Source organism: Pseudogulbenkiania sp. NH8B, from assembly GCF_000283535.1.
Lineage (GTDB): Bacteria > Pseudomonadota > Gammaproteobacteria > Burkholderiales > Chromobacteriaceae > Pseudogulbenkiania > Pseudogulbenkiania ferrooxidans.
In genome coordinates, this window is record NC_016002.1 from 1,586,148 (window position 1) to 1,608,109 (window position 21,962).

The 21,962-nt window shown below is 64.5% G+C and carries 20 protein-coding genes; 14 read left to right on the top strand and 6 right to left on the bottom strand.

Annotated elements, in window-relative coordinates; all coding sequences use genetic code 11:
• Window positions 1-8: 8 nt before the first annotated feature.
• Window positions 9-2,072 carry a carbon starvation CstA family protein gene (locus NH8B_RS07385; RefSeq protein ID WP_014086720.1) on the bottom strand — a complete coding sequence of 688 codons (2,064 nt, stop codon included), beginning with the start codon at window positions 2,070-2,072 and terminating at the stop codon, window positions 9-11.
• A 280-nt stretch (window positions 2,073-2,352) separates the two neighbouring features.
• Here NH8B_RS07385 and NH8B_RS07390 point away from each other — a divergent pair, with 280 nt between their 5' ends.
• Window positions 2,353-3,693: a cache domain-containing protein gene (locus tag NH8B_RS07390; RefSeq protein ID WP_008953784.1), complete on the top strand. Its 1,341-nt coding sequence runs from the start codon at window positions 2,353-2,355 to the stop codon at window positions 3,691-3,693.
• 146 nt (window positions 3,694-3,839) lie between these two features.
• On the top strand, window positions 3,840-4,487 hold the full coding sequence (locus NH8B_RS07395; protein ID WP_014086721.1) for a response regulator: 648 nt from the start codon (window positions 3,840-3,842) through the stop codon (window positions 4,485-4,487).
• 272 nt (window positions 4,488-4,759) lie between these two features.
• Here the strand turns inward: NH8B_RS07395 and NH8B_RS07400 are convergent, their stop codons facing one another.
• A complete protein-coding gene (locus NH8B_RS07400; RefSeq protein WP_014086722.1) occupies window positions 4,760-6,667 on the bottom strand; it encodes an ATP-binding cassette domain-containing protein in 1,908 nt (635 codons plus the stop codon).
• Between the two features lie 256 nt (window positions 6,668-6,923).
• Window positions 6,924-7,949: a tRNA (adenosine(37)-N6)-threonylcarbamoyltransferase complex transferase subunit TsaD gene (tsaD, locus tag NH8B_RS07405; RefSeq protein ID WP_014086723.1), complete on the bottom strand. Its 1,026-nt coding sequence runs from the start codon at window positions 7,947-7,949 to the stop codon at window positions 6,924-6,926.
• Window positions 7,950-8,258: 309 nt separating this feature from the next.
• Here tsaD and NH8B_RS07410 point away from each other — a divergent pair, with 309 nt between their 5' ends.
• From NH8B_RS07410 to flgL, 12 genes are all read left to right on the top strand, one after another.
• Complete coding sequence (locus NH8B_RS07410; protein WP_008953788.1) at window positions 8,259-8,678, top strand: OsmC family protein; 420 nt, start codon at window positions 8,259-8,261, stop codon at window positions 8,676-8,678.
• 220 nt (window positions 8,679-8,898) lie between these two features.
• Window positions 8,899-9,309: a flagellar basal body rod protein FlgB gene (gene flgB, locus NH8B_RS07415; RefSeq protein WP_014086724.1), complete on the top strand. Its 411-nt coding sequence runs from the start codon at window positions 8,899-8,901 to the stop codon at window positions 9,307-9,309.
• A gap of 2 nt (window positions 9,310-9,311) precedes the next feature.
• On the top strand, window positions 9,312-9,722 hold the full coding sequence (flgC, locus tag NH8B_RS07420) for a flagellar basal body rod protein FlgC (RefSeq protein ID WP_008953790.1): 411 nt from the start codon (window positions 9,312-9,314) through the stop codon (window positions 9,720-9,722).
• Window positions 9,723-9,739: 17 nt separating this feature from the next.
• Entirely contained in the window at window positions 9,740-10,432 is a 693-nt protein-coding gene (locus NH8B_RS07425; RefSeq protein ID WP_008953791.1) for a flagellar hook assembly protein FlgD, read from the top strand.
• 36 nt (window positions 10,433-10,468) lie between these two features.
• Window positions 10,469-11,728 carry a flagellar hook protein FlgE gene (flgE, locus tag NH8B_RS07430; protein ID WP_014086725.1) on the top strand — a complete coding sequence of 420 codons (1,260 nt, stop codon included), beginning with the start codon at window positions 10,469-10,471 and terminating at the stop codon, window positions 11,726-11,728.
• 22 nt (window positions 11,729-11,750) lie between these two features.
• Window positions 11,751-12,491 carry a flagellar basal-body rod protein FlgF gene (flgF, locus tag NH8B_RS07435; RefSeq protein ID WP_008953793.1) on the top strand — a complete coding sequence of 247 codons (741 nt, stop codon included), beginning with the start codon at window positions 11,751-11,753 and terminating at the stop codon, window positions 12,489-12,491.
• A gap of 36 nt (window positions 12,492-12,527) precedes the next feature.
• Window positions 12,528-13,310, top strand: coding sequence for a flagellar basal-body rod protein FlgG (gene flgG, locus NH8B_RS07440; RefSeq protein ID WP_008953794.1), 783 nt, complete (start codon window positions 12,528-12,530; stop codon window positions 13,308-13,310).
• A gap of 30 nt (window positions 13,311-13,340) precedes the next feature.
• Window positions 13,341-14,024, top strand: coding sequence for a flagellar basal body L-ring protein FlgH (locus NH8B_RS07445; RefSeq protein ID WP_014086726.1), 684 nt, complete (start codon window positions 13,341-13,343; stop codon window positions 14,022-14,024).
• Window positions 14,025-14,060: 36 nt separating this feature from the next.
• Window positions 14,061-15,161 carry a flagellar basal body P-ring protein FlgI gene (locus NH8B_RS07450; protein WP_014086727.1) on the top strand — a complete coding sequence of 367 codons (1,101 nt, stop codon included), beginning with the start codon at window positions 14,061-14,063 and terminating at the stop codon, window positions 15,159-15,161.
• A 92-nt stretch (window positions 15,162-15,253) separates the two neighbouring features.
• Window positions 15,254-16,222, top strand: a complete 969-nt coding sequence (gene flgJ, locus NH8B_RS07455) for a flagellar assembly peptidoglycan hydrolase FlgJ (RefSeq protein ID WP_014086728.1) — start codon at window positions 15,254-15,256, stop codon at window positions 16,220-16,222.
• A gap of 48 nt (window positions 16,223-16,270) precedes the next feature.
• Window positions 16,271-18,067 (top strand): flagellar hook-associated protein FlgK, encoded by a 1,797-nt coding sequence (flgK, locus tag NH8B_RS07460; RefSeq protein WP_014086729.1) that lies wholly within the window; start codon window positions 16,271-16,273, stop codon window positions 18,065-18,067.
• A 24-nt stretch (window positions 18,068-18,091) separates the two neighbouring features.
• Entirely contained in the window at window positions 18,092-19,006 is a 915-nt protein-coding gene (flgL, locus tag NH8B_RS07465; protein WP_041702881.1) for a flagellar hook-associated protein FlgL, read from the top strand.
• Window positions 19,007-19,070: 64 nt separating this feature from the next.
• On the opposite strand, the gene astE is transcribed toward flgL, so the two are convergent.
• The 3 genes from astE to NH8B_RS07480 form a co-directional block, all read right to left on the bottom strand.
• Window positions 19,071-20,084 (bottom strand): succinylglutamate desuccinylase, encoded by a 1,014-nt coding sequence (gene astE / locus NH8B_RS07470; protein ID WP_014086731.1) that lies wholly within the window; start codon window positions 20,082-20,084, stop codon window positions 19,071-19,073.
• Window positions 20,085-20,309: 225 nt separating this feature from the next.
• A complete protein-coding gene (locus NH8B_RS07475) occupies window positions 20,310-21,101 on the bottom strand; it encodes an enoyl-CoA hydratase-related protein (protein WP_014086732.1) in 792 nt (263 codons plus the stop codon).
• A gap of 20 nt (window positions 21,102-21,121) precedes the next feature.
• A complete protein-coding gene (locus NH8B_RS07480) occupies window positions 21,122-21,910 on the bottom strand; it encodes an alpha/beta fold hydrolase (protein WP_008953802.1) in 789 nt (262 codons plus the stop codon).
• Window positions 21,911-21,962 lie beyond the last annotated feature (52 nt).

Sequence of the window (21,962 nt, forward strand, 5' to 3'; positions counted from 1 at the left end):
TGTGTCCGTCAGGCGCGGCCGGCTTCGGCCACCACCGGCGCGGTTTCCTGCGCGGTCGGGTGGGCGCTGCGCCAGGCCTGCAGGCAGGCGCGCAGGCCGAAGCCCAGCACGCTCAGCACCACCAGGATGAACAAGATGGCGAGCCCGGCGTCCAGACGGTCGTTGAACACGATCTGGTGCATCTGCTCGATGCTCTTGGCCGGAGCCAGCACCTTGCCTTCGACGATGGCGTTCTGGTACTTGGCGGCGTGCGCCAAGAAGCCCACTTTCGGGCTGTCGGCGAACACCTTGAGCCAGCCGGCGTACAGGGTGCAATACAGCAGCCAGGCCGTCGGCACGATGGTGACCCAGGCGTAGCGCTCGCGCTTGAGCTTGAACAGCACCACGGTGGAGAGGATCAGCGCCACGGCGGCCAGCATCTGGTTGGAGATGCCGAACAGCGGCCACAGCGTGTTGATGCCGCCCAGCGGATCGACCACGCCCTGGTACAGGAAGAAACCCCAGGCCGCCACGCACAGCCCGGTGGCGATCAGGTTGGCCGGCAGCGAGTCGGTCTTCTTGAACGACGGCACGAACACGCCCAGCAGGTCCTGCAGCATGAAGCGTCCGGCACGGGTGCCGGCGTCGACGGCGGTGAGGATGAACAGCGCTTCGAACAGGATGGCGAAGTGGTACCAGAACGCCTTCATGCCGTTGCCGCCGAACACGCCGGAGAGGATTTCGGCCATGCCGACGGCCAGCGTCGGGGCGCCGCCGGCGCGCGAAATGATGGTGTGCTCGCCCAGCGTCTGCGCGGTGTGGGTCAGCATCTCGGGGGTGATGACGAAGCCGAATTGCGACACCGCCTGTGCGGCCGATTCGGCGGTGTGGCCGAGCAGGGCGGCCGGGCTGTTCATGGCGAAGTAGACGCCCGGCTCGATGCAGGCGGCGGCTACCAGCGCCATGATGGCGACGAACGACTCCATCAGCATGCCGCCGTAGCCGATGAACGGGGCGTGGCTTTCGTTTTCCAGCAGCTTCGGCGTGGTGCCGGAGGAGATCAGGGCGTGGAAGCCCGATACCGCGCCGCAGGCGATGGTGATGAACAGGAAGGGGAACACGCTGCCCGACCACACCGGGCCGCTGCCGTCGATGAAGCGGGTGACCGACGGCATCTTCAGTTCCGGCATGACGATCACGATGCCGATGGCAAGGCCGAGGATGGTGCCGACCTTGAGGAAGGTGGACAGGTAGTCGCGCGGAGCCAGCAGCAGCCACACCGGCAGCACCGAGGCGATGGCGCCGTAGCCGATCAGGATCCAGGTCAGTTCCTTGCCGGTGAAGGTGAACAGGCTGGCCAGTTCCGGATGCGACGCCACCTGGCCGCCGCCGACGATGGCGAGCATCAGCAGCACGAAGCCGATCAGCGAGATTTCGCCGATGCGGCCCGGGCGGATGTAGCGGGTGTACACGCCCATGAACAGCGCGATGGGGATGGTGGCGCCCACGGTGAAGGTGCCCCACGGGCTGTCGGCCAGCGCCTTGACCACGATCAGCGCCAGCACGGCGAGGATGATGACCATGATCATGAAGGTGCCGAACAGCGCGATCACGCCGGGAACCGGGCCCAACTCGGACTTGATCAGGTCGCCCAGCGAGCGGCCGTCGCGGCGCGTGGAGATGAACAGCACCATGAAGTCCTGCACCGCGCCGGCGAACACCGCCCCGGCCAGGATCCACAGCATGCCGGGCAGGTAGCCCAGCTGGGCGGCGAGCACCGGGCCCACCAGCGGACCGGCGCCGGCGATGGCGGCGAAGTGGTGGCCGAACAGTACGTTCTTGTTGGTCGGCACGTAGTCGAGGCCGTCGTTCAGGCGCACCGCCGGGGTGGCGCGGCGCGGGTCGAGCTGCATCACCTTGGTGGCGATGAAGCGGCTGTAGTAGCGGTAGGCGATCAGGTAGACGGATACCGCAGCGGCAACGATCCAGAGCGCATTGATCGTTTCGCCGCGATGCAGGGCGACGGTGCCGAGCGCGAACGCGCCGACAAGCGCCACCAGAAACCACCCGAGGTGGCCGGCAAGGCGTTGCATAGTGTCTCTCTCCAGTGTGGCGGCATGGTGTGTGGACATGCCTTCTTGTGTGCGTGCCGACGACGTCGGTGTAGGACGGTCGGCGGACGGCTCTACTATTCGCCATGTCGCGGTAAAGGAAAATTCGCACTACTACCGCAGTCGGTCTACGTAGTTCTGCGTAGAGGCGGCTGGGCGCCCTGTTTTGCCGGGTGCGCGTAGTGGGGCTGGCGTTACAATGCGTCGTTGGCAGCACGGCATTGCGGCCGTCTGCCGGTCTTCCATCACCCTTGCCGTCGCCATGCAGACCAAACACAAAGTCGTGCTGCTCACCATCCTGCCCTTGCTGCTGGCGATGCTGGCGCTGGGCGGCTTGCTGGTGCATCGCAGCCAGCGCCTGACCGAGCAGCAGACCCAGCTCATCGAAGAGACCCTGCTCGCCAGCAAGCAGGCCGAACTGCAGCATTACACTCAGCTGGCGATGACGGCGATCGGGCCGCTCTACGCCTCCGGCCGCAACGACGCCGCCACCCAGGAGCAGGCCAAGGCCATCCTGCGTGGCATCAGCTACGGCGAGGACGGCTATTTCTTCGTCTATGATCTTTCCGGCAACAACCTGGTGCATCCGCGCAAGCCCGGCCTGGTCGGCAAGAATCTGTGGGACCTCACCGACCCGCACGGCCGCCACGTGATCCGTTCGCTGCTGGCCGCGGCGACCAGCGGCACCGGGTTCCAGCGCTACGACTGGGAGAAGCCGTCGTCGCACCAGATGACCGAGAAGCTGGGCTACGTGGTGCTGCTGGAGCGCTGGGGCTGGGTGCTGGGGACGGGGGTCTACATCGACGACATCGAGCACGCCACCGACCAGTTGCGCAGCCGCGCTTCGGCCAACGTGCGCGACACTTTGTGGGGCATTGCTGCCGTGGCCGGAGCGGCGGTACTGCTGGTGTTCGCCGGCGGGGTGGTGCTCAACGTCAGCGAGCACCGCGTCGCCGACGCCAAGCTCAAGGCGCTGACGCAGCGCCTGGTGAATTCGCAGGAGCAGGAGCGGGCGCGCGTGTCGCGCGAGCTGCACGACGGCATCAGCCAGCTGCTGGTCTCGGTCAAGTTCCAGTTCGAGCTGGCGCAGCACAAGCTGGAAGCCGGCGAGCCGGCCCTGGCCGAAGTGGAGAAGGGGTTGGGCGGACTGGGCGACGCGCTGAGCGAGGTGCGGCGCATCTCGCACGATCTGCGGCCGTCGGTGCTCGACATGCTCGGCTTGTCGGCGGCGCTGGGGCAGCTCTCCGCGGAATTCGAGCGCCGCAGCGGCATCCGCGTGGCGTTCGACAACACCCTGGACGATACCTGCCTCGACGATCGTCAGGCGGTGGCGCTGTTCCGCATCGCCCAGGAGGCGTTCACCAACATCGAGCGCCACTCCCGCGCTCGCAACGTGACGCTGACCCTGTCCCGCGAGAGGTACGGCGTGCGCATGGCGGTGCGGGACGACGGCTGCGGCTTCGATGTCGACAATGTCGACCGCTCCCAGACCCGCGGCATCGGACTGCGCAATATCCGCGAGCGCGCCGAGCACCTGGGCGGCAGTTGCCTGCTCGGTTCGCGTCCGGGAGAAACCGAGCTGGAAGTGCGGTTGCCGGTATGAGCGGGCGATGCGTCAGCGCATGCCGACGCATCCGGTGTAACGGAGGGCTCCCCCGGCGTGCAACGAAAACGGGAGTTGCCGTGAGCACCATCGCCTAGGCAAGATGGCGGCTTGTCCGGCCCCGCCGGCCCCTGCTGGAGTCTGAAATGAGTCTGCAACAACCGAATGCCGTGCTCCGTATCCGCCTGGTGCTGGTGGACGACCACCCCCTGGTGCGCGACGGGCTGCGTGCTCGTCTGAGCAGCGTGCCGCGTCTGGATGTGGTGGGGGAGGCCGGCAGCGGTCGCGAGGCGCTGGAGCTGGCCGACACCCTGCGCCCGGACATCATGCTGGTCGACATCGGCATGCGCGACATGAACGGCATCCAGCTCACCGCCGCGCTGCGCGAGCGCCATCCCGGCGTGGTGGTGGTGATCCTCAGCATGTACGACAACGCCGAATACGTTTCCAGCGCGGTGCGCGCCGGCGCCCGCGGCTACGTGCTGAAGGACGCGCCGTCGCAGGAGATCATCGCCGCCATCGAGGCGGCGGTGGCGGGCGGCAGCTATTACAGCCATGCCGTGACGCACGCCCTGATCGAGCCGGCGCCGCAGCCGGACCCGCTCACCGAGCGCGAGCGCGAGGTGCTGTTGTTGCTCGCCGCCGGGCACAGCAACAAGATGGTGGCGGCGAGCCTGGAGATCAGCGTGCGCACCGTCGAGGCGCACCGCTTGAACCTGCGCCGCAAGCTGGGCGCGGAGAACGTCGCGGCGCTGGTGAAGTACGCCATGGAGCGCGGCTGGATCAAGGGCTAAATCTATCCCATCGGGCGGCTGCGCCTTCGCATCTTGAGCGCCGGCAGTACTGCGTGCCGATCTATCGCTGGGCAAATCCCTGCGTGCCAATCTTCGATTGGCTCAGCGATGGATTTGCACGCAGTGATCGGCTCAGCGATCTGGAATGCTCATGGACTCCGTGTCCATTCCGATTCCTGTGCGCCGGCGGCACTCAAGCTGCTTTGGCTCGCTCGTTTACTGGAATAGAGGCTTACTGCCGTGGGCTCCACATGGCCGGCGCGTGCCAGTCGCTACGCCAGGTTGGCCGAAACCCCTTCCAGTTCGTCCTGCAGCAGCAGCCATTCCTCTTCGACCTCGGCCAGCCGCGCCGACACCTCGCCCTGGCGCTTGATGCTGTCGGCGAGCTTGGCCTTGTTGCCGTCCTGATAGGCTTCTTCCGAGGCGAGGAAGGCATCCAGTTCGGCCTTCTCGCCGGAGAGCTTTTCCAGCTCCTTTTCCAGCTTGCCGAGCTTGGCGAGCAAGGGCTTCTTCAGTGCCGACAGGCGCTGGCGCTCTTCGGCCTCCTGGCGCTTCTGTTCCTTGCGGTTGACGCTCTGGGCGTCGCCGGCGGAGGGTCTGGCGCCTTCGGCCAACTGCTCGAGGCGCCACTGGCGGTAGTCTTCCAGGTCGCCGTCGAACGGCCGCACCGTGCCGTCGGCGACCAGCCAGAACAGGTCGGTGGTCGATTCCAGCAGGGCGCGGTCGTGCGAGACCACCACCAGCGCGCCGGGGAAATCCTGCAGCGCCAGGGTCAGGGCGTGGCGCATCTCGAGGTCGAGGTGGTTGGTCGGTTCGTCGAGCAGCAGCAGGTTGGGCTTTTCCCACACGATCAGCGCCAGCGCCAGGCGCGCCTTCTCGCCGCCGGACATCGGCCCCACCGGGCTGGTGGCGGCGTCGCCACGGAAGTTGAAGCCGCCGAGGAAGGTGCGCAGTTCCTGTTCGCGCGCCTGCGGCGCCAGCCGCGCCAGGTGCTGCAGCGGCGTGTCGTCCATGCGCAGCGTTTCCAGCTGGTGCTGGGCGAAGTAGCCGATCTTCAGCATCTGCGCCCCGATCACTTCGCCTTCCAGCGCCTTCAACTCGCCCGCCAGCAGTTTGACCAGGGTCGACTTGCCGGCGCCGTTGACGCCCAGCAGGCCGATGCGGCTGCCGGCTTCCACCGACAGCGACACGCGCTGCAGGATCGGCGTGGCGCCGTAACCGATGGCGACCTTGTCGAGCCGCAGTAGCGGGTTGGGCAGGGAGGCCGGCGTGGCGAAGGTGAAGTCGAACGGTGAATCGACGTGCGCCGGGGCGATGCGTTCCAGCTTCTCCAGCGCCTTGACCCGGCTCTGCGCCTGGCGTGCCTTGGTGGCCTTGGCCTTGAAGCGGTTGATGAACGATTCGAGGTGGGCGATCTGGCGCTGCTGCTTGTCGAACTCGGACTGCTGACGCGCCAGCTTCTCGGCGCGCATGGTCTCGAACTGGCTGTAGTTGCCGGTGTAGAGCGTGAGCGTCTGGTTGGCCACTTCGACGATCTGGCCGCACACCGCGTCGAGGAAGTCGCGGTCGTGCGAGATCACCAGCAGCGTGCCGGGGTAGGCCTTGAGCCAGTCCTCCAGCCACAGCACGGTCTCGAGGTCGAGGTGGTTGGTCGGTTCGTCGAGCAGCAACAGGTCGGAGCGGCACATCAGCGCCTGCGCCAGGTTGAGGCGCATGCGCCAGCCCCCGGAGAAGCTGGCCACCGGCCGCTCCTGGGCTTCCGGGGCGAAGCCGAGGCCGGTCAGGAGCTTGGCGGCACGCGCCGGGGCGGCGTAGCCGTCGATGTGGTCGAGCTCGCCATGCAGCTGGCCGATGGCGGCGCCGTCGTTGGCCTGTTCGGCTTCGGCCAACTTACGCTGCAGTTGACGCAGTTCGGCGTCACCGTCGAGCACGTAGTCGAGCGCGGAGCACTCCAGCGCCGGCGTTTCCTGTGCCACGTGGGCGATGGTCCAGTGCGCCGGCACCGAGGCGTCGCCGCTGTCGGCGTGCAACTGGCCCATCAAGAGGGCGAACAGGCTGGACTTGCCGGCGCCGTTGGCCCCGACCACGCCGACCTTGTAGCCGGGGTTGAGGGTCAGGCTGGCGTTGTTGAGCAGCTCTTTCAGCCCGCGGCGCAGGCTGAGGTTTTGCAGTTGGATCATGGGGTTTCCTGCGCCGCTGACGGCGCGGTTTAAGAGCCTGTCTCATTGGACGGCTGTGCCTTCGCATCTTGAGTGCCAGCGGTACTGCGAGCCAATCTTTGATTGGCTCAGCGATCCGGAATCCTCATGTACTCGGTGTACATTCCGGTTCCTGCGCTCCGGCGGAACTCAACCTGCTTTGGCTCGCGCGCCTACTGAAACAAGCCCAGAAGCATCGCTGGGTCTATATTTTGTGGCCGATGCAGACGCTTGGCCGTCAAACGGCGGGCAGGCTGCCCAAATCCCACCTCGGCTTGACGCTGTAGCCGCCGGCCGGCTGGGCGTACTTCAGGCGCATGGCGCCGGCGTAGGCGATCATCGCGCCGTTGTCGGTGCACAGCGCCAAGGGCGGGTAGAACACCTCGAAGCGGCCCTTGGCGGCCAGCGCGTCGAGCGCGGCGCGCAGCTGCTTGTTGGCGCCGACGCCGCCCGCCACCACCAGCCGTGCCATGTCGGCCTGCTTCAGCGCCTTGAGCGACTTGCCGACCAGAACGTCGACGATGGCGTCCTGGAAGGCGCGGCAGATGTCGTTGCGGGTCTGCGGGTCGATCGAGCCATGCTCGGCCTCCTGGTGCCGCACCAGGGTCAGCACTGCGGTCTTCAGGCCGGAAAAGCTCATGTCGAGATCGTCCGACTTCAGCATCGGGCGCGGCAGCGAGAAGCGCGCCGGATCACCGCTTTCGGCCAACCTGGAGAGCGTCGGGCCGCCGGGGTAATCGAGGCCGAGCAGCTTGGCGGTCTTGTCGAAGGCTTCGCCGGCGGCATCGTCGAGCGTCTCGCCCAGCACGTCGTAATCCCCCACGCCGCGCACCGCCATCAACTGGGTGTGGCCGCCGGAGACCAGCAGGGCGACGAAAGGGAAGGCCGGCTTCGGCTCGGCCAGGAGCGGCGAGAGCAGGTGGCCCTCGAGATGGTGCACGCCGACCACCGGGATGCCAAGCCCGAAGGCCAGCGCGTTGGCGATGCTGGCGCCGACCAGCAGCGCACCGCCCAGGCCGGGCCCTTGGGTGTAGGCCACGGCGTCCAGGTCAGCGAGCTGCTTGCCGGCCTCGGCCAGGCAGGCCTCGGTGAGCGGGATGGCGCGTCGGATGTGATCACGGCTCGCCAGCTCCGGCACCACACCGCCGTATTCGGCGTGCATCGCCATCTGCGTGTGCAGCTGATGGGCCAACAGGCCCTGTTCCGTGTCGTACAGTGCGACCCCGGTTTCGTCGCAGGACGATTCAATACCCAGTACCAGCATGGTCAATGTTTTCAAACCTGTTCATGATCTTGCCACGCCCCTGATCGGGGCTCATGTGCATTGCGTGCAAATCTTGCGCTGGGCACATCTTGAAGATGGGCCCGCAGAGATTCACTCAGCGATCGGAAATCCTCACGTACTGCGTGTGGATGCCGGTTTCTACGCTGCGCTTCGCCCCCGCCGAGGCCCGGTCGCGACAGGTCGCGAGCAGGTTCCCGGCGGGAAAATCTTTTCATTTTACCGGCGAATCTTTGTGAGCCCAAATCGGCAATGGTAGTCTTGCAGGCTTGATTGACCAGGAGGACAACAATGCAGGCCAAACTGAGATGGATCGACGGGGTGTGTTTCATGGGTGAGACCGGCAGCGGTCACGCCGTGGTGATGGACGGCGCGCCCGAAGGCGGCGGCCGCAACCTCGGCCCGCGCCCGATGGAACTGCTGCTGCTCGGCACCGCCGGCTGCACCAGCTACGACGTGCTGGGCATCCTGAAGAAGTCGCGCCAGGACGTGCACGACTGCTGGGTCGATATCGACGCCGACCGCGCCGACACCGACCCCAAGGTGTTCACCCGCATCCATTTCCACTTCGTCGTGGTCGGCCGCGAGCTGAAGCCCGACGCCGTCGAGCGCGCCATCAAGCTGTCCGCCGAAAAATACTGCTCGGCCTCGATCATGCTGGGCAAGACCGCCGACATCACCCACGATTTCGAGCTGCGCGAACCCGCCTGAGCCAGCAGGCTTCGGCCAACGTTGGCAGCGTGTCACGGCGCCACCTTAAGGGTGGCGTTTTTCATCGCTGCCGCCAGGGCGGCAATAGTTGCCGCTTTGCCGTCCTGTACAGCTTGCCGCTCCGTCGTCTTCCGGGCGAATTCCCGTCTTTTCAAGCCCTTGCCCCTAGTGATCGTGTTGGCATGAAAAATGCTTTTGGGGTGTCATCCAGGAGAAGGTCATGCTCGACAAGATTGCCCACTATTTCGATTTCCAGCAGCAGGCGCTCACTCTGCGCGCCAAGCGCGCCGAGGTGATCGCCAGCAACATCGCCAACGCCGATACGCCGAACTACAAGGCGGTGGATCTCGATTTCGCGTCGGCGCTGCAGTCGGCGCAGGGCACGCAATCGCGTCTGGCCCTGAACGTCACCGACCCGGCCCATATCGCCTCGTCGTCTGGCGCGGGCGGAGCCGGCGCTCCCGAGCTCAAGTACCGCAGCGCGGTGCAGCGCAGCCTGGACGGCAACACCGTGGACATGGACGTCGAGCGCGCGGCCTTCACCGATAACGCCATGCAATACCAGTCCACGCTGACCTTTCTCAATCGCCGCATCTCCAGCCTGAACGAAGCCATCAAGGGAGGTCAGTAAGCATGTCGCTGAGCAACGTCTTCACCATTGCCGGTTCGGCGCTGACCGCGCAGTCGATGCGCCTCAACGTGGTCGCGAGCAACATCGCCAACGCCGAGAGCGCCACCAGCTCGACCGGCCAGCCCTACCAGGGGCGGCACGTGGTGTTCACCGCCATCCCGGTGTCGGCCACTCAGCCGCAGGTGGCCGGCGTGCGTGTGACCTCGGTGGTGGAAGACACCACCCCGCCGCGCCTCAAATACGACCCGGGTAATCCGCTGGCCGACCAGCGCGGCTACGTCAACCTGCCCAACGTCAACCCGGTGGAGGAGATGGCCGACATGATTTCCGCCGCGCGGTCCTACCAGACCAACGTCGAACTGATGAATACCGCCAAGAACCTGCTGCAGAAGACCCTGCAGCTGGGGCAATAAGCCTGGAGGGCTGAGACATGACCGTGACGTCCACGACCAATAACCCCTACACCGTTTTGAACACCGGCAACAGCACCTCGTCGTCCTCTGTCTCGGCGTCCTCGGCGGAAGGTATCCAGAACCGCTTCCTGACGCTCTTGACCACCCAGCTCAAGTCGCAGGACCCGCTGAATCCGATGGAAAACAACGAGATCACCTCGCAGATGGCGCAGATCAGCCAGGTGACCGGCCTCGAGAACCTCAGCAAATCGATCAACTCGCTGCTGCAGAGCCAGTACGGCACCCAGTCGCTGCTGGCGGCTTCGCTGGTCGGCAAGAGCGCGATGATCGACGGCAACACCCTCACCCTGGCGCAAGGCGGCACGGCGCAGGGCGGCGTGATTCTCGATGGCTCGGCGCAGAACCTGGCGATCACCGTGAAGAACGCGAACGGCGAGGTGATCGACACCTTCACCATGAACAATGTCGACAGCGGCCTGACCACCTTCAACTGGGACGGCACCGACAAGGACGGCAACGCCGCCGCCGCCGGGGTGTACACCTTCAGCGTCGCCGCCACCAACGAGAGCAACGGCAAGACCACGTCGGTGACGGCCGAGCCGCTCTCCAACCAGCACGTCGACGCCGTGGTGTGGGACAAGGGCAGTCCCTACATCGTGACGCCGCAAGGTGGCCGCGTGGCCATCGCCAACATCGTTCAAGTGTCTTGATGCTGCAGTACTGAAAGCGTACCGGGAGAGTAAGAAATGGGTTTCCAACAGGGTTTGAGTGGCCTGGCTGCAGCGTCCAAGCAACTGGAAGTGGTCGGCAACAACGTGGCCAACGCCAGCACCAACGGCTTCAAGCGTTCACGCTCCGAGTTCGCCGACATGTACGGCTCCAGCCTCTACGGTGTCTCCAACGCCCAGGCCGGCATCGGCGTACGCACGGCGGAGGTCAGCCAGTTGTTCGACCAGGGCAACATCAACTCCACCGGCAACAACCTGGACCTGGCCATTTCCGGCAAAGGCTTCTTCGTTCTGAAGTCGCCCAGTGCGGCGTCCAGCCAGGATGCCTACAGCCGCAACGGCGCCTTCCAGGTCGATGCCAACGGCTATCTGGTCAACGGCGACGGCTACAAGCTGCAAGGCTATGCCGCCCAGAACGGCGTGATCCAGTACACCGCTACCCCGGTCGACCTGCAATTCCAGACCAGCCTGATCTCGCCGACCGCCACCAGCAACGTCGATCTGGGCGTCAACCTGAACTCCAGCGCGACGGTCATCAGCCCGACGCCGACGGTGAACCCGACGGATACCAGCACCTACAATTCCGCCACCTCGGTCAAGGTCTACGACAGCCTGGGCAACACCCACGACCTCAGCTTCTACTTCGTCAAGGGCACGCCCACCACGACCGGCACCGACTGGACCGTCAACCTCTATGTCGATGGCACGGCAGTCACCTCGCCCGCCGGGCCGCAGACGCTGAGCTTCGATACCAACGGCGTTTTGACCAGCGGTGGCGTACTCAGCAACATCCAATACACGGCGACCACGCCTAACGGCAGCACGACGCCGATGACCATTGCCACGGTCGATCTCACCAAGTCGACCCAGTTCAACTCCTCGTTCGGGGTCAACTCGCTGGCGGCGGACGGCAATGCGCCCGGCACCCTGACCAGCACCAACATCAACAACCAGGGCATCATCGAGGCCACCTATTCCAACGGCAAGACCGTGGCCATCGGCCAGGTGGCGCTGGCCAACTTCACCAACGTCCAGGGCTTGCAGTCGATGGGCGGCAACCTGTGGAAGGATGTGGCCAGTTCCACCGGCGGCGCCAAGGTCGGTGCGCCGATGTCCGCCGATCTGGGCGAAATCCAATCCCAGGCGCTGGAACAGTCGAACGTCGATCTGAACTCCGAACTGGTGGACATGATCGTGGCGCAACGCTTCTATCAAGCCAACGCCCAGTCGATCAAGACCGAAGACACCATCCTGCAGACCCTGATCAACCTGCGCTGAGCATTAACGGGATAACGGCACCATGGACCGCATGATCTACCTGGCGATGACCGGCGCCAAACACGTGATGACGCAGCAGGCCACCACCTCGCAGAACCTGGCCAACGTGCACACCAACGGCTACAAGGCCGACCAGGTCTCATTCCGGGCCTTGCCGGTGGTAGGCGACGGTGCGCCGACCCGCACCTACGTGGTCGACAACACCATCGGCCATGACCTGTCGCAGGGCAGCCTGCAGCAGACCGGCAACGACACCGACTTCGCCCTGGGCACCCCGGGTTTCTTCACGGTGCAGACAGCCGATGGCCGCGAAGCCTATAGCCGCGATGGCGGCTTCGTTGCTGATCCCAACGGCATGCTGCGCACCCGCAGCGGCTTGCCCATCCTCGGCGATGGCGGGCCGATCACCGTCCCGACCGGCTCCAGCGTGGTGATCGGTCCGGATGGCACGGTGGTGACCACGCCGACGAGTGGTGCCGATCGCACGCCGCAGATCGCCGGCCAGCTCAAGCTGGTCAACCCGGGCGAGCGCGCCGTGTACAAGGGCGAGGATGGCCTGTTCCGCCTGAATGCGGGCGGCAACGCCACGGCCTCGGACGACGTCAAGGTGGTGTCGGGGGCCTTGGAAGGCAGCAACGTCAATGCGGTGGAGAGCCTGGTGCAGATGATTTCCCATGCGCGCCAGTTCGATCTCAACGTCAAGCTGATGCAGACCTCCGACCAGAACGAACAAAAAGCCAGCCAGATTCTCGCCTTGAGCTGAGAGGTTGGCCGAAGCCCAAACTAAGGAACACTCGCCATGATGCGCGCCCTCTACATCGCCAAGACCGGCATGGACTCCAGCCAGTTCCAGCTGGACGTGGTCTCCAACAACCTGGCCAACTCCAATACCAAGGGGTTCAAGAAAGGCCACGCGGTCTTCGAAGATTTGTACTACCAGACCCTGCGCCAGCCGGGGTCGCAACTGACCAACGGCAACAGCCTGCCGACCGGGCTGCAAGTCGGTACCGGCTCCACCGTGGTGGCGACCGCGCGCATCCACTCGCAAGGCAACCTGGAATCGACCGAACAGCCGCTCGATCTGGCCATCAACGGTGACGGCTTCTTCCGCGTGCAACAGCCGGATGGCACCATCGCCTACACCCGCAACGGCGAATTCCGCCGCAACGAGAACGGCGACATCGTCAACTCGTCCGGTTATCTGCTCGATCCGGCGATCAACATCCCGGCTAACGCCACCGGCATCACCATTTCGGAAGCGGGCGTGGTGCAATATACCCAGCCCAATAGCACCGCCCCCACCACCGCCGGCACCATCCAGCTCACCACCTTCATCAACCCGCAAGGTCTGCAGAGCATCGGCCAGAACCTCTACCTGCAAACCCAGGCGTCGGGCGACCCGCAGGATGGCGACCCCAACACCGATGGTCGCGGCAGTGTGCGCTCGGGCTTTCTCGAGGATTCCAACGTCAACGTCACCGAAGAGCTGGTCAACATGATCACCGCCCAGCGTTCGTTCGAAATGAACTCGCGTGCGATCAAGACAGCGGACGAGATGCTGCAGCGGATTGCCCAGTTATAATGCTGGCGTCGACCAGCTAGAGGCCCTGTGATGAAAGCGATTTTCGGTGTGATGGCCATGCTGGCCGCGGCGTTGTCCGGGTGTGCCGTGCCCGAGCCGCCCATCGTGCAGCAGCCGATGAGCGCGCGGCCCCAGCCGGCGCCGCAGGCCCTGCCCGGCAACGGCTCCATCTTCCAGGCCGGAAGCTACCAGCCGATCTTTGCCGACCGCGTCCCGGCACGGGTGGGCGATACGCTGACGGTCACCATCGAAGAGAAAACCACCACGGCGGCCTCCGAGCAGACCACCGGCAAGCGTACCTCATCGCTCAGCAACAGCATGGGGGCGGGTCTGCAGCTTCCCTTCGTTCCCGATTATCTCGAAAAGAAACTGGCAGGGGCCTCCCTGTCGGCCGACGGCTCGGCCACCTCGGGTGGCAAGGGCACCAACCAGGCGAGCTCCTCGTTCGTCAGCTCGATCACGGTGACCGTGATCGACGTGTTGGCCAACGGCAATCTGGTGGTGAGCGGGGAGAAGCAGGTACGGCTCAATGGCGATACAGAATACATCCGGCTGTCCGGGGTGGTGAATCCGCGTGACATCAAGACCGGCAATACGGTCTCGTCCACCAAGGTGGCCGATGCCCGTATCGAACAGCAATCCAAGGGCAACAACCGCTCGTTTGCCGAGCCGGGCTGGCTGACCAAGTTTTTCATGACGGTGCTGCCATTCTGATGGTGGCGATGGCCGGTGCTTTATAGCGGGATGGGAATGAAACGTTTTCTAGGTATGCTGCTGGTCGGGGTGTTGGCCATGTCTCCGGCCTTGGCCACGCAGCGGCTCAAGGATATCGCCTCGATCGGCGGTGTTCGCACCAACCAGCTGATCGGCTATGGCCTGGTGGTCGGGCTCGACGGCAGTGGTGACAAGGCCACCTCGTCACCGTTCACGTCGCAGTCGATGTCGAGCATGCTCAACCAGCTCGGGGTGCAGATCCCGGTCGGAACCAAGCTCGATCCGAAGAACGTCGCCGCCGTTACCGTCACCGGCACCCTGCCGCCGTTTGCGCGCCAGGGGCAGGCCATCGACGTGACCGTTTCCTCCATTGGTGACGCCAAGAGCCTGCGCGGCGGCACGCTGCTGATGTCGCCGCTGAAAGGCGCGGACGGGCAGATCTACGCGATGGCGCAAGGTAACGTGGTGGTGGGTGGCGCCGGGGCGTCTGCGGCGGGCAGTTCGGCGCAAGTCAACCACCTGAGCGTCGGCCGCATTCCCGCCGGGGCGACGGTGGAACGCGAGGTTCCGACCGCGCTCGGCTCGGGCGGCGTAGTCCAGCTCGAGCTGTTCGAGTCCGACTTCACCACCGCCAATCGGGTGGTGCAGGCCATCAACCGTGAGCTTGGCGATGGCGTGGCCCGTGCGTTGGATGGCAGGCTGGTGGAAGTGGTCGCTCCGCAAGACGCCAATCGCCGCGTGCAGTTCCTGTCCCGGATGGAAAATATTGCCGTGACACCGGCAGAAGCTTCCCCTCTGGTCATTCTCAATGCCCGTACCGGTTCGGTGGTGATGAACCAGTCCGTGACTATCGACCCCTGCGCCGTGGCGCACGGCAACCTCTCGGTCTCGGTCAGCAGCACCCCGCAGGTGAGCCAGCCGGCGCCCCTGTCGGGTGGGCAGACGGTCGTCACCAACCAGGCCAGCGTCAACGTCAAGAGCGAAGGGGGCAAGGTGATCGGGCTGCCGCGCGGGGCCAACCTGTCCCAGGTGGTGAACGCGCTGAATGCGCTCGGCGCCACGCCACAGGACTTGTTGTCCATTTTGCAGGCCATGAAAGCGGCCGGTGCGCTCAAGGCGGAGCTGCAGATCATCTGAGCGAAGCGGCCGGCGTTTGGTGGCAAGGGGAGGGATAGCCCTCCCTTTTTCGTTGGCCCGTTTCTTGCTTTTTCTGCGCCGAGGAGATCAGGATGAGTGTCAGTTTTCCAACGTTGCCGAACGATGCCAGCACGGCCAGCCAGCGCCTCGCCGTCGACCCCGGCCAGACCGCCGCCTTGCAGGTAGCCGCACGCAAAGACCCGCAAGCCGCGATCAAGGCCGCCGCACAACAGTTTGAGTCCCTGTTCATGGGAACCTTGTTGAAGACCATGCGCGAGACGTCGTTCGATGGCGAGGAGGACAGTAATGCCATGGGCACCTACCGCGGCATGCTGGACCAGCAATTGCTCCAGACCATGAGCAAATCGGGAGGGGTGGGCCTGGCCGATGTCCTGTCGCGGCAGCTGGCCCATGCCGCGCAACTGGATAATGATGCGTCCCCCACAGTCGAGCGCTTGGCACCGGCGTCCTCCATGCTGCCGATGGTCAACCAGGCCATCCGTGCGTATCAGACCATCCAGTCGAAGGCGGCTGCAGGATTAACCAACCCCGCAAGCGAAGCCCCAAGCCCGACGACGGGCGCCGTGGGTGGCACGGCCGAATCCTTCGTGACCTCCCTGTTACCTCACGCCAGGGACGCCGCCCAGCAGCTGGGGGTCGCGCCGGAACTGGTGCTGGCGCACGCCGCGCTCGAGAGCGGCTGGGGAAAACGCTCGATCAAGACGGCTGACGGCAAGGAGAGCCACAACCTGTTCGGCATCAAGGCCGGCGCCAACTGGCAGGGCGATTCCGTCGATGTCTTGACCACCGAGTACGTGAACGGCAATGCCGTCAAGAAAATAGATAAATTCCGCGCCTACGCGTCCTACAGTGAGGCCTTTGCCGACTACGCCAAGTTGCTCTCCGGTTCGTCGCGCTACCAGTCCGCCCTGAACCAGGGGGGCGACATGCTGGCATTCGCGCGAGGACTGCAAAGCGGAGGCTATGCCACCGATCCCCACTACGCCCAGAAGCTGGTGGGGGTGATGGGTGCGGTTTCCCAGCGTTCTCGCGGGGCTTAAGGCTCAAGATCGTGCCGGGCAGGCCGATATAGCAATCAGAGGTGCGATATGGGTACGAGTATTTTTTCGATCGGCGTCAGCGGGCTGAATGCGGCGCAAGGCGCCCTGACGGTGACCAGCCACAACATCAGCAACGTCAACACTGCCGGCTACACCCGTCAGGTGACGCAGCAGGCTGCGCGTTACCCGCAGAGTGCCAGCTACGGTTTCATCGGGCAGGGGGTCGACCTGACCCACGTCAACCGGGTCTACGACGATTACCTGACCCAGCAGGTGCAAAGCGCCCAGGCTACGGATAGTTACTACTCGGGCCAGCTGGATTTCCTCAAGCAGGTGGACTCGCTGATGGCGGATTCCACGGTCGGTGTCAGCCCCTCGCTGCAGGACTTCTTCGGCAGCCTGCAAACCCTGTCGTCCGCCCCGTCGGCCATCCCCAGCCGGCAGACGGCGATCAATAATGCCCAGGCATTGGCCACCAAGTTTCGTACCCTGGATGGTCAGCTGCAGGAAATGGCGAGTGGGGTGAGCACCCGCATCAAGGCCTCTGTGGACACCATCAATGGCTTGGCCAGCCAGATCGCGGACCTCAACCAGCGCATCTCCGGGCTGACCGTGAAGACCTCCGGCGGCACCACGCTCAGCGCCCCCAACGATCTCTTGGATCAGCGCGACCAGGCCATTCTGGAGCTCAACAAACAGGTGAAGGCCTCGGTGGTGCCGCAATCGGATGGCTCCTACAGCGTGTTCATCGGCAATGGACAGACCCTGGTGCTAGGTAACCAGGCCAACCAGCTAGCCACGCAGCCAGACCCGGCCGATCCACAGCAACTGCAACTGGTGTACCAGAGCACCAGTGGCAGCAATACGGTGATTCCGACCAGCCTGATCCAGGGCGGGGCGTTGGGTGGATTGTTCGACTTTCGGGATAATACCCTGACCGAGGCACGGACCCGGCTCGGCAATCTGGCCATCGATTTCGCCACCGCGATCAATTATCAGCAGCAACTCGGGCTGGATCTGAATGGCCAGCCCGGCCAGCCCTTGTTCACCGACCTGAGCGCTTACGCCAGCGATCCGCGCGGTGCGGCCAGTGCCTTGCAGGTGACCATGACCGATCCGAAGGGATTGGCTACCGCATCCAACCTGAAACCGGGCAGCCCGGCGGTATCGCCGACCGGTAGTGGCCTCACCATCAGCGGGGTCTACAGTACCTTGCCGGGTAATTATGGCTGGTCGTCCGCCAGTGCCGCCGGCGCACCGGACGTGACCGCCCATCCGTCTTACAACCTGACCAGCCTTTCAATCGACAGCACGACCATGACGGCGACCGTCGTCAACGGTGCCGGGACGACCACGTACAACGTGGTGCCGCAGCCGAACGTCGAGAACGGATACAAGCTGGTATCGGGTAGCCCGGCCGTCGATGCCGGCATTGCATTCAAGCTCTCGGGCCAGTTGACCACGGGACTGACGCTGTCCGTCGTTCCCAATGCGGCCCCGATCGGAGCCGGTGACAACGCCAACCTGCTGGAAATGACCAAGCTGCAGACCCGGCCACTGGTCGACGATGACCGTGCCGATACCAGTTCGTCGCTGACCTCCTTCGCTTCCCACTATGCCAGCATGGTCAGTTATGTCGGCAGCGTGACCAACGAGGTGGCGGTGACCTCCACGGCCCAGACCAATGTCCTGCAGGAGGCGCAAAAAGCGCGCGACGCCATATCAGGGGTCAATCTCGACGAAGAGGCCGCCAACCTCATCAAGTATCAGCAGGCCTATCAGGCCTCGAGCAAGGTCATCCAGATCGCGCAGCAACTTTTCTCTTCGCTGCTGCAGATCGGCTAAGGCCAATACCGGAGACGTATAGCGATGCGAATCAGTACCAGCATGGTGTTCACTCAGGGCTACACCGGTATCCAGGGTAACCAGTACACCCTTAACAAGCTGCAAGAGCAATTGTCCACCCAGAAACGGGTCGTGGTGCCGTCGGACGATCCGGTGGCGTCGGCCCAGATGCTGGAGGTATCCCAGTCGGAAGGGCGTAACCTGCAGTTCGTCAAGAACGGCGACGCGGTCGAGTCCTCTCTGGCCATTTCTGAAACCTCGCTCAACAGTGCCAATGGTCTGCTGGCCAGCTTGAAGGAGCTGGCGATTCAGGCCGGCAACGGCGGGCTGGCCACGACACAGCTGAAGATGATCCAGTCCGATGTGAAGGAGCGCTTCAATCAGCTGGTGAGTTACGCCAACACAAGCGACAGTCGCGGTAACTACCTCTATGGCGGCAACGCCATCGACAGCCCTCCCTTCGTGGCGGACAGCTCGCTCAACGTGACCTACACCGGCGATACGGGGCGTCGCGATGTGCAGATCAGCGCGGAACGGCAGGTGCCGATTACCGAGGTCGGGTCGGCCGTGTACGGAAACGCTAGCAGCGATACCGCGGTGTTCAATACGGTGCGGGATTTCTACAATCTGTTGGGTCAGGATCCGAAGCCGGCAAATTTTTCGACCCAGCTGAGCAGTATCCTCTCCGGGCTGGATGCCGCCCAAGTGAACCTGTCGACGGTCCAGGCCTCGATCGGTTCGCGGCGCAGCGAGAATGAAACACTGCAATCGGTCGGGCAGGATCTGGATGTCCAGTACAAGACGCGGCTCAGCAATTTGGACGATCTGGATCTGCCCAAGACCATCAGCGATTTCACCCTGGCACAGTCAGCGCTGCAGTATTCGCAGCTGACCTTCCAGAAGGTCAGCGGCTTGTCGCTGTTCAACTACCTGTCGTGACCCTAGGGGTGTGCTAACGAAAACAGCCGGGAAATCCCGGCTGTTTTGTTTTTAGGACGGCTCTTCAGATGGCCACTGGCTCGATGACGATGCCGGCGCGCAGGCCATTGCCGACCTTGGGGTTGGGGAACAGGATGCGCTCGTTGCCGCCGTGGGCCTGGTAGCGCACGTCCAGGTCTTCGGCGATGACGAAGCCGTCTTCGAGCAGGGTGAAATTCTCGACCTGATCGTGCAGATGGAGACGGAACTGGTCGCTGTGTTTGACCAGGTCGTATTTGGCTCGGAACAGCTGGAAGCGTTCGTTGGCAAAGGCTGGCAGCGGATCGCGCTGGCCGCTCAGTAGCCGTCGCAAGGCCTGGTTGATGCCTTCGAAGCGTGACAGGTCGTTCTGGCCGAAGGGGCGGGCCTTGCCCAGTTCGAGCGTCAAGGCATCCGTCTGACAGTGACGGCTGGTGTAGTAAGTGAACGTTGCGGCAGGCTGGCTGTGCAGCAGCACCGTGGTGATGTCGGCCGACTCCAGCCAGCACAGCTGTTCGCGGTTGTAGTCGCGCTCGTGGAGGTAGGGGTAGATGGCAAAGCGCTCGAAGACCGAGCCGCGAATCGCGGTGTGCAGGTCGTAGTGCAGCCGCTGGCAGCCGTTCGGAGCCTGCTCGAAAAACGCCGCGGCGGCATTTTCCAGAACCGCCGCGCGCTGCGCTTCGCGGGTGGCTGGGTGCTTGGCGTGCTGGCCGTTGAACAGGCGGTTCATGTCGTAATCGAGGTAACGTTCGCCCGCCTGCATCGCGTCCGGATTGCCGAACATCAGCAGCAGGTGCACCGCCAGCGGCAGTCGGCCTTGCTCGATGTCGCGCAGAATGCCGTTGGCAACTTCGATCGGCGCGGTTTCGTTGCCGTGAACACCGCAGGAAATCAGTACGCGGTCGGTATGGTCGTCCAGTTGGGGCGGGACCAGCTCGAGAATGCCTCGCTCGCGCCAGCGTGCCGTCACACCGTTTGCCAACGGCCATTCACGTGCCATGGGAAGCTGGTCTTGCAGGGTGGCGGTCAGGAAATCGTAGGAGAGGGAAGACTGGCTCATCAGGCACGCTTTTCGTGAGGAGGATGGCCCTATTCTTCACGAAAGGGCCGGTGCCGTCTGTAGCGGTGCCGCAGAGATGAAGTTTGATGGCGTAATTGCGGAAGTCCTCCTGCCTGGCCGGCAAGGTTGGCCGAAACGCGACCATGGCGGCGATCAGGCCGGCCCCACGTCACGCCCGTGACCGGGGGCTTGGCCGGTGCAATATCGCCGTGCCGCGGCTTGGGCTCACTCGCGATGAATCCAGGATGGTGCGCGTTGTTCGATAAACGCGGCGACGCCTTCCTGGCCTTCGGTACTGGCATGAATCTGGGCGATGCGCGCGATGGTCGTCTCGATCGTGTCAGCCGTGATGGCCCTGCCGCCCAGTTCGCGCACCAGCTGCTTGGCCTCTGCCATCGCCTGAGGGCCGTTGAGCAAGACCTGGCGGCACATCTGGGCCACCGCCATGTCCAGCTCCTCGTGCTCCACCACCAGATGGATCAGCCCCAGGCGCTTGGCCTTGCCGGCGTTGAAGCGCTCGGCCGTGATGAAGTAGCGCCGGGTGGCGCGCTCGCCGATGGCGCGCATCACATACGGTGCCACCGAGGCCGGAATCATGCCGAGCTTGACGTCGGAGAAGCAAAACAGCGCTTCGGATGCGCCGATCGCGACATCGCAGCAGGCCAGCAGGCCGGCGCCGATGCCAAAGGCCGAGCCCTGGACACGGGCGATGGTCGGTTTCGGGCAGTTGTCGAGGGTGCCGAGCAAGGTTGCCAGCAAGCGCGCATGCTGCTTGATCTCCTCCTGGCCGAAGCCTGCCATGCGCTGCATCCAGGCGCTGTCGTGCCCGGCGCAGAAGCTGATGCCTTCGGCCGCCAGCACGATGGCGCGGACGCGCGCATCCGCGGTCAGGGTTTCCAGCGCGCTCGTGAGTTGGACGATCATCGTGTCGTCCAGGGCGTTATGCAGTTCCGCCCGGTTGAGCCGGAGGGTGGCAATGCCCTGGTCGTCGACGGAGTGCAGGATGGGATGCAACATGGCGGGTTCTCCCGAGTGTGTCAGGGCGTGCAGAAGCGCAGAATCTCGTGGGCGAAGATGTCCGGTGCTTCGATGTGCATCACGTGGCCGATGGCCGGCAGCACATGCAGCGAGGCGCCGGGGATGCTGTTGGCGAGGATTTCCGACTGGTAGAGCGGCGTCAGGCGGTCTTCGTTGCCGACGATGACGCGGGTGGGAACCTTGATCTCGGCGAGCCAGGTGCGCGCGTCGTGGCGCTTGACCCCGGCGATCAGGCGGGTGACGGCGGGCCAGTCGACCATGCCGGCGATGATCTTCAGCTCGGCCAGCTGGGCGGCGTTGCCGACCAGGAAGCGGCTGGAGAAGAACCAGGGGATGCTCACGTCGTAGCGCAGGTCGAGGCCGCCGGCGGCATCGGCGGCGATCCAGCTGTCGCTGATGCGGGAGTTCACCTCGTCCGACCAGGCCAGGGTCGAAGCCAGGAGCAGGTGCTCGAGGCATTCCGGGTGACGGTGGGCGAAGTACTGCGCCACCATGCCGCCGTAGGACAGGCCGGCCAGGTGCACCTTGTCGATCGACAGGTGTTGCAGCAGCTGCCACGCCAGCTCTGCCTGCTGTTCCAGCGGGTAGACGTCGGCGACTGGCTTGTCACTCAGGCCCTGACCGAGAAAGTCGAGCCGCAGCAGCTGGTAGTGCGCTTCGAGCGGCGGGGTCATCATGGTCCAGGCGGCCGTGGACATGGTGATGCCGTTGAACAGCACCAGCGTCTTGTCGCCGTGGCCGCTCAGTTCGTAATAGATACTTTGTCCGTTCAGTGTGGCATGAGGCATGGCTGTGCGTCCCACCGGCATTATCCAGATTTCATTCTATTCCCAAGATTCG

Excerpts from the sequence above, each read along its gene's own strand:
- NH8B_RS07385 (WP_014086720.1), bottom strand. The coding sequence starts at position 2,072 with ATGCAACGCCTTGCCGGCCACCTCGGGTGGTTTCTGGTGGCGCTTGTC.
- NH8B_RS07390 (WP_008953784.1), top strand. The coding sequence starts at position 2,353 with ATGCAGACCAAACACAAAGTCGTGCTGCTCACCATCCTGCCCTTGCTG.
- NH8B_RS07395 (WP_014086721.1), top strand. The coding sequence starts at position 3,840 with ATGAGTCTGCAACAACCGAATGCCGTGCTCCGTATCCGCCTGGTGCTG.
- NH8B_RS07400 (WP_014086722.1), bottom strand. The coding sequence starts at position 6,667 with ATGATCCAACTGCAAAACCTCAGCCTGCGCCGCGGGCTGAAAGAGCTG.
- tsaD (WP_014086723.1), bottom strand. The coding sequence starts at position 7,949 with ATGCTGGTACTGGGTATTGAATCGTCCTGCGACGAAACCGGGGTCGCA.
- NH8B_RS07410 (WP_008953788.1), top strand. The coding sequence starts at position 8,259 with ATGCAGGCCAAACTGAGATGGATCGACGGGGTGTGTTTCATGGGTGAG.
- flgB (WP_014086724.1), top strand. The coding sequence starts at position 8,899 with ATGCTCGACAAGATTGCCCACTATTTCGATTTCCAGCAGCAGGCGCTC.
- flgC (WP_008953790.1), top strand. The coding sequence starts at position 9,312 with ATGTCGCTGAGCAACGTCTTCACCATTGCCGGTTCGGCGCTGACCGCG.
- NH8B_RS07425 (WP_008953791.1), top strand. The coding sequence starts at position 9,740 with ATGACCGTGACGTCCACGACCAATAACCCCTACACCGTTTTGAACACC.
- flgE (WP_014086725.1), top strand. The coding sequence starts at position 10,469 with ATGGGTTTCCAACAGGGTTTGAGTGGCCTGGCTGCAGCGTCCAAGCAA.
- flgF (WP_008953793.1), top strand. The coding sequence starts at position 11,751 with ATGGACCGCATGATCTACCTGGCGATGACCGGCGCCAAACACGTGATG.
- flgG (WP_008953794.1), top strand. The coding sequence starts at position 12,528 with ATGATGCGCGCCCTCTACATCGCCAAGACCGGCATGGACTCCAGCCAG.
- NH8B_RS07445 (WP_014086726.1), top strand. The coding sequence starts at position 13,341 with ATGAAAGCGATTTTCGGTGTGATGGCCATGCTGGCCGCGGCGTTGTCC.
- NH8B_RS07450 (WP_014086727.1), top strand. The coding sequence starts at position 14,061 with ATGAAACGTTTTCTAGGTATGCTGCTGGTCGGGGTGTTGGCCATGTCT.
- flgJ (WP_014086728.1), top strand. The coding sequence starts at position 15,254 with ATGAGTGTCAGTTTTCCAACGTTGCCGAACGATGCCAGCACGGCCAGC.
- flgK (WP_014086729.1), top strand. The coding sequence starts at position 16,271 with ATGGGTACGAGTATTTTTTCGATCGGCGTCAGCGGGCTGAATGCGGCG.
- flgL (WP_041702881.1), top strand. The coding sequence starts at position 18,092 with ATGCGAATCAGTACCAGCATGGTGTTCACTCAGGGCTACACCGGTATC.
- astE (WP_014086731.1), bottom strand. The coding sequence starts at position 20,084 with ATGAGCCAGTCTTCCCTCTCCTACGATTTCCTGACCGCCACCCTGCAA.
- NH8B_RS07475 (WP_014086732.1), bottom strand. The coding sequence starts at position 21,101 with ATGTTGCATCCCATCCTGCACTCCGTCGACGACCAGGGCATTGCCACC.
- NH8B_RS07480 (WP_008953802.1), bottom strand. The coding sequence starts at position 21,910 with ATGCCTCATGCCACACTGAACGGACAAAGTATCTATTACGAACTGAGC.